The organism is Vibrio sp. Of7-15 (genome assembly GCF_022347565.1).
GTDB lineage: Bacteria > Pseudomonadota > Gammaproteobacteria > Enterobacterales > Vibrionaceae > NORP241.
Genome location: NZ_JAKRGH010000003.1, coordinates 1 through 9,209, shown reverse-complemented (window position 1 = coordinate 9,209; position 9,209 = coordinate 1). Strand labels below are relative to the sequence as shown.

7 protein-coding genes and 1 pseudogene are annotated in these 9,209 nt (G+C 43.6%); 6 read left to right on the top strand and 2 right to left on the bottom strand.

The window, feature by feature from the left end:
* The first annotated feature begins 16 nt into the window (after positions 1-16).
* A complete protein-coding gene (locus MHO82_RS04735; RefSeq protein WP_239182710.1) occupies positions 17-2,029 on the top strand; it encodes a hypothetical protein in 2,013 nt (670 codons plus the stop codon).
* Between the two features lie 104 nt (positions 2,030-2,133).
* On the opposite strand, the gene MHO82_RS04730 is transcribed toward MHO82_RS04735, so the two are convergent.
* Entirely contained in the window at positions 2,134-3,162 is a 1,029-nt protein-coding gene (locus tag MHO82_RS04730; RefSeq protein WP_239182709.1) for an AraC family transcriptional regulator, read from the bottom strand.
* A 193-nt stretch (positions 3,163-3,355) separates the two neighbouring features.
* Here MHO82_RS04730 and MHO82_RS04725 point away from each other — a divergent pair, with 193 nt between their 5' ends.
* From MHO82_RS04725 to MHO82_RS04705, 5 genes are all read left to right on the top strand, one after another.
* A complete protein-coding gene (locus tag MHO82_RS04725; protein ID WP_239182708.1) occupies positions 3,356-5,386 on the top strand; it encodes a TonB-dependent siderophore receptor in 2,031 nt (676 codons plus the stop codon).
* Positions 5,387-5,464: 78 nt separating this feature from the next.
* On the top strand, positions 5,465-6,607 hold the full coding sequence (locus MHO82_RS04720) for an ABC transporter substrate-binding protein (protein ID WP_239182707.1): 1,143 nt from the start codon (positions 5,465-5,467) through the stop codon (positions 6,605-6,607).
* A gap of 17 nt (positions 6,608-6,624) precedes the next feature.
* A complete protein-coding gene (locus MHO82_RS04715) occupies positions 6,625-7,710 on the top strand; it encodes an iron ABC transporter permease (protein ID WP_239182706.1) in 1,086 nt (361 codons plus the stop codon).
* A complete protein-coding gene (locus MHO82_RS04710; RefSeq protein WP_239182705.1) occupies positions 7,710-8,477 on the top strand; it encodes an ABC transporter ATP-binding protein in 768 nt (255 codons plus the stop codon). The genes MHO82_RS04715 and MHO82_RS04710 overlap by 1 nt, the downstream gene beginning before the upstream one ends.
* 49 nt (positions 8,478-8,526) lie before the next feature.
* Positions 8,527-8,829, top strand: a complete 303-nt coding sequence (locus tag MHO82_RS04705; protein ID WP_239182704.1) for a DUF2218 domain-containing protein — start codon at positions 8,527-8,529, stop codon at positions 8,827-8,829.
* 9 nt (positions 8,830-8,838) lie between these two features.
* Here MHO82_RS04705 and MHO82_RS04700 read toward each other — a convergent pair.
* Positions 8,839-9,087 (bottom strand): annotated as a pseudogene (locus MHO82_RS04700) (diguanylate cyclase); the annotation flags it as partial.
* Between the last annotated feature and the right edge of the window lie 122 nt (positions 9,088-9,209).

Below are 9,209 nucleotides of genomic sequence, written 5' to 3'. Positions count from 1 at the left end.
CATAGCGAATATAAAAATGAAATTGAGTAGGATCTCACTAGCAATTGCAGGTATTGTGGCACTTGCAGGATGTAATAGCAGCGAAGATGGAACAACAGAAAGCAAAAAAAGTGATGCTTATAGCTACACATCGCTAACTCGATGCCAGGATTCTGACCTAAACGGAAAATGTGACTCAGCACAAAATACTGGTCTATCCACGTTATCAAGTAGCGACACATCTATCGTTGATGACTCTTTGCCTAGCATGGTGGAAGGTAAAAATTACATTCTCACTGCACCTGCTAATGTCACTTTTGTCAGTCCTTTTACCACCCTTCTTCAGAATGAGGTTTTATTCAACCCTCAGCATGGTGGGAGCATTGAATCAGCCAAAACTTATCTTCAAACACAGCTTGGTGATCCACTTGGTATCGACTTTTCATCTTTAAATATTCAACACGGTCCTGTGCGCGAATCCGAAATATTAATTTCCTCATTCGAGCATGCCCTGCAATTATCGGGCGACTCACCGTATCTAAAGATTTCCGCCGCTGTCGATATGATGCTTGCGAATAAAACTTTAGATATTCGAGAGAAACTCACCCAAAGCTATCTTGACCAAAAAACAGTCAATTTAGAGAAACAAACCTTTTTCTCAGGTAGCCACACTTTAGCTACTGCAGGCTATAAGTCTTTTTCTCTAGACACCCAAAAAGGGAAAATGCTGCTATTAACCAGCGATGACAAACTCATTACGCTGGACGCCGCGACAGGAAAATACACCTCTGAAAGTGCCACACAAGACTCTGGTTCAGATGAGGTTACACCACCAATCATCTACCCTTATGACTCTCATGACGACGATGATGATGATGATGATGATGATTACGGTGATGGTGGCACAGTTAGCACATCCACCATTACGACTGCTTTAAAAGGTGAAGGTGAAAACGAAGTATATTTGGTGTATTCACCAACCATTAATGGCGACCTTTCAGGATCAAATACGTGTAATCAAAGCGGTGACAACGGTGTTTTCCTTACTTCACTCAAAAAAGGTGCACAAGCCACAACACTAACGTCTGCCACCATGATCGATACTTATGCAGGTGCTTCTGGCGTTACTCCTACCCCTAAACCGCTTCCAAAGCCAGTTGCAGATTCACAATGCTTTAATAACCATATCCAGGCGATTATTCCTAGCTACAAACAAGATAAACTTATCGCTCAATTTGGTGTGGGGTTATCTGGCTCTACAGAGCTGCAACTGCTTGATAGCCACACATTACAGCCTACTGGACTGTATTATCCTATCTCCACCTCTTACTACACGCCTTATTATGTAATGAGTGAATCCCATCAGACCTTATTTGTAAAACAAGGCAGTGGTGAACCTGTTTTATTAGATTCGGCGAAACTGGATAACCCACGTACTATTCCAAGTGCTGGCGTTAAACAAGCAGCGTTTGTAAATAATGAAAGCGAAATCATTACCAGCGACGGAACCAGTAATATCCAATGGTTTAATACCCAGCAACCAAATGTTGGTTCTGGCTTACTCACCCTAGATGGTAACGTAAGGTTCATCTCTTCTACCCCTGATGGTTCATTGTTCTCTGTATTAACCTCAACAACACTTTATCTTTTGGACAGTAAAGAGAAAAAGGTGCTCTTACAGCAGCCTAACAGCAGCTATACACAGTTTATGGGAATGCTGTCGGACAAGATCATTCTAGTAAATAGCCAATCTATTGATTATGTGCAATTTTCTAACATCAGTGGCGCGCCAGTAAAAGTCGCTCATCAATTAATGGATAAAAATTTAGTCACAAATTGGGTTACTCAAAACAATGGATCTTTAACCGCAACAACGTTTGATAAAATTTTATCTGCGACCTCCATGGATGCAGATACAACGACCAAATTTTCTGGGGTAGATGTAAGCTGGTTGCCAGCCAATGCCACAACAGTAAGCCAGCTAGAAAAAGCAGTTATTTCTGGGTATTTCCGAGGGGATTACATCCGCCTTGAGAAATCACTGAAATAATTAAAACGCTAGAAAATAAAAATAAAAAACAGCCGATGATCGCTCTCGGCTGTTCTTCTCTCGCATCCAATTAACTGAGTTTATTTATACATATTTGTCTCAAGTTAACTAAACGACTCTGACACCATTTCCCCTGGCGTAACACCAAACTTACGCTTAAATGCGGTGATAAAGTTTGATGGGTGGTTATATCCTGCCATATAAGCTGCTTCACTGATGCTAACGCGCTCTTTTTTCAAAGATTCCATCACACTTTCTAGTCGGCGATTACGTACATAATCCACCACGGTAAAACCAAGTTCCTGTTTAAACTTTCTCTGTAATGCACTGACACTCATGGCGAGATGTTTAGCCACTTCTTCCAAACTTATCTCAGTAAATAAGTGGCTTTCTAGGTATTCCACTGCATCAGCAATTACATCATAAGTATGGCGCACCTCTGCATTACCCAACTTTTGTGCTTTACTCTTAGCTTGAACCACGACATGGTTCACCATTTCATAAACAACTTGGGTAGCTCGGTTCTCTATATAAAGGTGATGTAGCCACAAATCAGAATTATCGGCCGCTAAAATTTCATTACATAATTGCACCACAGCAGGAGGTGGTTGCCATGCTAATTGTGACAAATGCTCTGAAAACATCTGCTCAAATTGGCGGTGGCTCACGCTCTGGCTCATCCCCTGGCGCTCAAACCACTCTGGCTTAAGAATAATATTCACTTTTCTCATGGCATGGCCTTCCACTACTCGCCGGCGAAAAGTGCAGCTGCGTTTCAGGTTAACAATAATGGCTGAACCGTGACCTTCTTGCTGAGAACACGCAGATAACGAATATTCACGATCGTCATAGCCAAACTCCAGCTCTCCTTCCAACACAATACTGACAATGACACACGGGTTTGCTCTAGCCAGCACGTTCGCATCGGCTTTTTCTACGGTACTACCACCTTGCACCAACATACCCGAGGGAAACTCAACAGAAACAAAATCCCCTTCAACAAGTATTTCCTTTTGCTGATTACGCTCCGACACTATCTTGATATTTTGATCTTCTTGCTCTACTCGTGTCATCACTACTTTGCGCAAAATCACTGAATCTGCTCGATTTTTATTCACTGCTATCCCAGCCATTGTGCCCTCTGCCTTGTTTGTCGGATCCTCACTTTCCATATCGCCATGATTTTATTCATAACACAAAAGCGATTTCGCATAACTCTTTAAGCTTTCCATCAATTAGCGCAGAACATAACATTAATGAGAATAAATATCATTACAAAGCAGCCTTTCTAAAGGACGATTGACCACCGTTAGGAAAATAACAACCATGCTTAGCCGTACTCATTTTACAAATAAACAAGCCCAACTATTACGTTATACCCCCCTGAGTTTTTCTATTGCCGCAGCCCTTTCAGCCCCGCTCGTTTATGCTGAAGAAGACATCACCTACCTTGATGAAGTGGTGGTATGGGCCGCCAAAGTTTCTAGCTCCTCTGAATACTTAGGTGATGAAGACATCTCCATTAAGCAAGTCGACCACTTATCTGATTTATTGCGTGATATTCCTGGCGTCGATGTGGGCGGTACTCACTCCGTGAACCAACGTATTAATATTCGTGGTTTAAATGAAACAGATCTCGATATCCGCCTAGATGGAGCATCGCAACACGCCAATATGTTCCACCACATTGGCAACCTCACTCTAAACTCAGACATCATTAAATCAGCTGATATTCAAGTGGGCGCAAACTCTGTGGTACACGGCGGCATTGGTGGTTCTGTGCAATTTGAAACAAAAAATGCTCGTGATTTATTACGCCCTGATGAAGAGTTTGGTGCTCGACTCCATGCCGGTTATGGCAGTAACGACTACACCCAAGGCTCCGTCACTTTGTATGGACAATTAAGCCAAGATATCGACGCGATGATTTACGGTTATACCGTTGACAGAGGTAACTTTAAAGACGGGAAAGGTGTCGAGACTTTCGGTGCTGATGGTGAAGTACAAAATGTACTCATCAAGCTAGGTTGGCAGCCAACAGATCAAGATAGACTGCAATTTAGCTACGATATGTACCGGGATGAAGGGGATTACAACCCTCGCCCTGACATGTCGGGTGGTGCCAACGATGGTTTATCTCAAGACACTCTTATACCAACCAACTATGACCGCGATACCTTCACATTAAGTTACGACATGGATAGAGGTGATGCCCTATCTTTAAAAGCTGTCGCCTATCGTAATGATATGAATTTAATGCGCGATGAATCTAACCTTACCATTCGCTGGCCAACCGATCGCTTACATAAAAACAACGCGAATAACATCAATACGGGGGCAACGGTTACTGCACAATCTTTCATCACACTAGGTAACCTTGATAACCAATTCACCTACGGAGTCGATTACAACCGCCAAGACAGTAAAAGCACCTATGGCCCACAACCACAAATGCATGAGAAAGCCACATCCAGCGCAGCCTTTATTGAAGACAAAATTCAGCTTACGGATGCCATCTCCGTCACTCCAGGCGTGCGCTTTGACGACTTCCAACGTAAAGCCGTTACCAGTGATAAATCCTTTAATGATGTCACTTGGGCTTTAGCTGCAGATTACCAAGCAACAGATGAGCTAACGTTTTTCATCAGTGCCAAAGAGTTATTTAAAGCCCCCGAGCTGCTTGAAACCTTCATCAAATATCAAAATGTGGCGCATTTATCAGAGAACATTACGCACGAATCTGGCCTTAATACCCAAGCAGGGTTTCGCTTCCAGCGCAATTCTGGTGAACACAGTTTTGCGACTAACTTAACTGTGTTTAAAACTGAAATTGATGATTACATCCGAACAGAGTACAACTCAGCCTCTAAGCAATATGACATCTATAACGATGGAGATGTCGAGATAAAAGGCTTTGAGGCCAGCGTATTTTATGGCTACGACGCGTTCAGCTCAAAACTCTCTTATTCCAAATCAGACAATGAAAGCATCATTCACGGCACTCCGATCTTAGATTCAAATGGCCGCAGCAGCGATATTGGTGACGCCATTGGTTTAACTCTTGATTACAGCTTTTATGAGTTAGATCTGTACGTTGGGTTAACCTCTCAGTTCGTTCTAGAAGAAGACAATGTCTTGACTAACGCGCCTGTAAAAGAAAGTTACTCCGTACACAACCTATTTGCCCAATGGGCTCCTCATCAAGTCGATGGACTGATGCTGACCTTTGGTGTCGACAATCTATTAAATGAGCATTATGCCTCTCATGCTTCACGCTCTGGGGAAGCCCGCGGATTTGACAGTACAGACTTTGAGCCAGGACGAAACGTAAAAGTATCGGCCTCATATCAATTCTAGTTATTCATTCACTCTATTCAGCCCAGTTTTGCCTTAAATGCGCACAACTGGGCTTCATTACTTATCACAAGGATGCCAATGAAACTCTTATCTTCATTTAGTCTAATCAGTACTTTCATCATTTCTTCGCTGCTGAGCCCTGCTGCTCTTGCCGCAAAAACCGTTACCGATGTGGTTGGCCGAACGGTAGAGGTTCCCGAAAACGTTAAGCGTATTATTTTGGGTGAAGGACGGTTTATTCCGACCATGGCTATTTTAGAACAAGAGCAAGTACTTGATAGGATCACTGCCACCGTTGGTGATTATAAACGTATGGATCCCGACAGCTACCAGCTGTATCTCGACAAATTCCCTCAACTTGCCAACATACCCGTTATCGGCCGGAGTGATGCCAGTACATTCAGTGTCGAGAAAGCCATTACCAGTGGCGCGGACTTAGCCATTTTTGGTATTGAAGGACACGGTCCTGGTGCTCGAAATAAAAACATTATTAATCAACTGGAAGCCGCTGGCATTGCCGTGATTTTCATTGATTTCCGTCGAGAGCCACTGAAAAACACCAAAAAGAGCATCACCTTACTGGGGGAAGTCTTAGGTAAAGAACAACAAGCAGCGCAATTTAATCAGTTTTACCAACAAGAGATGGATAAAGTCAGTGCGATCGTTAACAAACTGAAAACACCCAAGCCAACTGTCTTTATTCATAGCCGAGTTGGGCTCAGTAACGAATGCTGTGAAACCATGGTTGATGGCATGCTTGGCCACTTAATTGACTTTGCGGGCGGCAATAACATTTCCAAGCCTATTATTCCGGGTATTGCTGGGGTGATGAATTACGAATACTTACTCACCAACCAACCTGACATCTACATTGCTACAGCCATTGGTTCGTCCAAATCTTTAGCAAAACAGTCACCGCGAGTGGCATTAGGTGCCGCCGTTAACCAGCAACAAGCTCAGCAATCACTAAAAAATGCCATTGGTGTGTATAAACTAGAGTACCTCAGCAGTATTGAACATGGCCAAGCCTACTCCATCTGGCACCATTTCTATAACACCCCCCTTCACGTAGCCGCTATTCAGCAAATGGCCAAATGGTTCTACCCAGACGATTTTAGCCAACTAAACCCTGAAGCCACATTAAAAACCATGCATGAAAAATTTCTGCCTATTGCTTACCAAGGTACGTATTGGGCTCAGCTAGATGCCGTTTCAAAATAAACAAAAGGTTTGTTGATATGTCTGTTCAGGCTCAAACAACACAAAGTAGTACACAACCTTCAAGTCGTTTCGATATTGAAACGACTTATCATCAACTGATTAAACGCCGAGTACAGTTAATGGGGGCATTAATGTTATGCACTGTATTGGCTCTTTTGGTTGATCTTGCTTCTGGCCCTTCCGCAATGGACTTCAGTACCGTCGTTCTGGGGCTCTTTCAATCAGAAAACTTATCTCGCGGTGAGGAAGTGATCTTATTTCAAGTTCGCCTCCCCTACTCTTTAATGGCTGTTGTAGTGGGCGCAGCACTCGGACTGGCTGGAGCCGAAATGCAAACCGCACTAAACAATCCACTTGCCAGCCCTTTTACGTTGGGGGTTTCTGCTGCTGCCACACTAGGTGCCGCCTTCGCCTTAGTGTTTGACTGGAACTGGTCTGGAATCAGCAGCACTTACATTGTCCCCGCTTCCGCCTTTGTATTTGCGCTTCTGTCTACCGCCATTATTTTGCTGTTAGCTAACCACTTTGGAGCCCAAGTGGGCACCGTGGTTTTATTTGGCATCTCCATGTTTTTTGCCCTTAATGCCATGGTGTCATTCCTGCAATTTTTAAGCAGTGAAGATACCTTACAACAGATCGTATTTTGGACCATGGGCAGTCTTGCTCGTGCTACGTGGGACAACATTGTCATTGTCGCCGTCGTATTTGCCATTTGTTTGCCTTTTTCGATACGAAATGCATGGGCCATGACTCTATTACGCTGCGGTGAAGATCATGCTCGCTCTAGCGGTATTTCCGTCGAATCCTTACGACTCAAACTCATGATTCGTGTCAGCTTATTAACTGCGGTCAGCATTGCTTTTGTCGGAGAGATTGGTTTTATCGGTTTGGTGGGGCCTCATATTGCCCGTCTACTAATTGGTGAAGATCATCGTTTTTTTCTACCAGCCAGTGCCTTGTGTGGCGCACTAATGATGTCGATGGCGTCTATTGCCAGTAAGTCCCTTATCCCAGGTATTATTTTACCCATTGGCATTGTGACTTCTTTAGTTGGCATCCCACTGTTCATGATATTGATCATCACTCGTGCGAGGCAGTCTTAATGTTGAATTTATCACAGCTGGAAATCGGGTATAAAAACCATTTTTTATTCCAAGACTTAACGGTTCCAGAAATCCGTCAAGGCAGTTTAGTGGCCATTATTGGGCCAAATGGTGTTGGAAAATCAAGCCTATTGCGCTCCATTGCCGGCCTTCAGCCAAGTAAAGGGGAAATCCAGTTAGGACAAACGCCCCTGCATCAACTCTCACTAAATAAACGAGTTCGCCACATTGGTTATGTGCCACAAATGCTGCCACAAGCTTCTCCGCTTACTGCCTATGAAGTGGTCTTCAGCGCCATAAAAACCGTCGATAGTGCCCTTAATAAAAAGGAAATAAACCTCGCTATAGAACAAACTTTTACTCAGCTTGAACTTATGGAACTGGCTTTTACCCCTTTAACCAAGTTATCAGGCGGGCAAAGGCAAATGATAGCCATTGCGCAAGTTTTGGCTCGATCTCCCGACCTGTTACTGCTCGATGAACCCACTAGTGCTTTGGATATTCGCTGGCAATTAAAGGTCATTAATGCCCTGAAAGCCAACGTTAAAGAAAAGAACGCCATTGGCTTGATGGCCATCCACGACATCAACTTAGCATTACGCTCTTGCGATTATTTATTAATTTTACAACCCAATAATACGGCAACCTTTGGAGCCACTAAAAATGTCATGACACCAGAATTACTTAAAGACGTGTATGGCATTGAAGGGCGCATTGAGCGCTGCTCGCAAAGCTACCCGCACATTATCGCAGACAGAGCCATTTAATTTTACTTACACCGAATAACAATAACGTTGACACAAACTAGGAAGCACTATGTTTCAATCTACCGCCACCATTCACTCTGAACATGCTAAAAAATACCTAGTGGTTTTATGCCGCCACTTTGCCCGAAAAGTACCCGCAAATTGGACCGAAACCGAAGGCAAAGTGGATTTTCCAGTTGGCCTATGCACTATGACGGCCACAGATTCACAATTAGTGATTCATTGCCAAGCCAGCCAACAAGATCAGCTACAAATGCAGCAGTCGATCATCGATAAACACATGGACATGTTTTCACGCCGAGAAACCATTGAGCTTACTTGGTATCCATTTGATGTCCAATTAACCAACTAAAATACCCTATTACGCAGACTGATCAGTTTCAGTCTGCTTTTTTACATCTTCTGCAAACACAAAATTTCCTTTGCCTTCATTTTTCACTTGATACATCGCAATGTCAGCTTCTTGGATCAGCATTTTTACGTCGATGATATCCGCGCGCATCACTACCACTCCCACACTGGCAGACACCTCAATGAACCGCCCGCGCCCGCAAGGTACCGATTGGCTACAGCACTTAATCAGCTTTCTCGCTATAGTGCTTAACGCATCACGATCTGTTCTTGATTGAGATAAAAAATATCCGCCTTCTTAGAAGGCGGTTTTGCAATATAGCCCCCTAGAAGGGGGCGACCACGCTATCAGTCCTTTAATAACTGTAACTGCTGCTCATA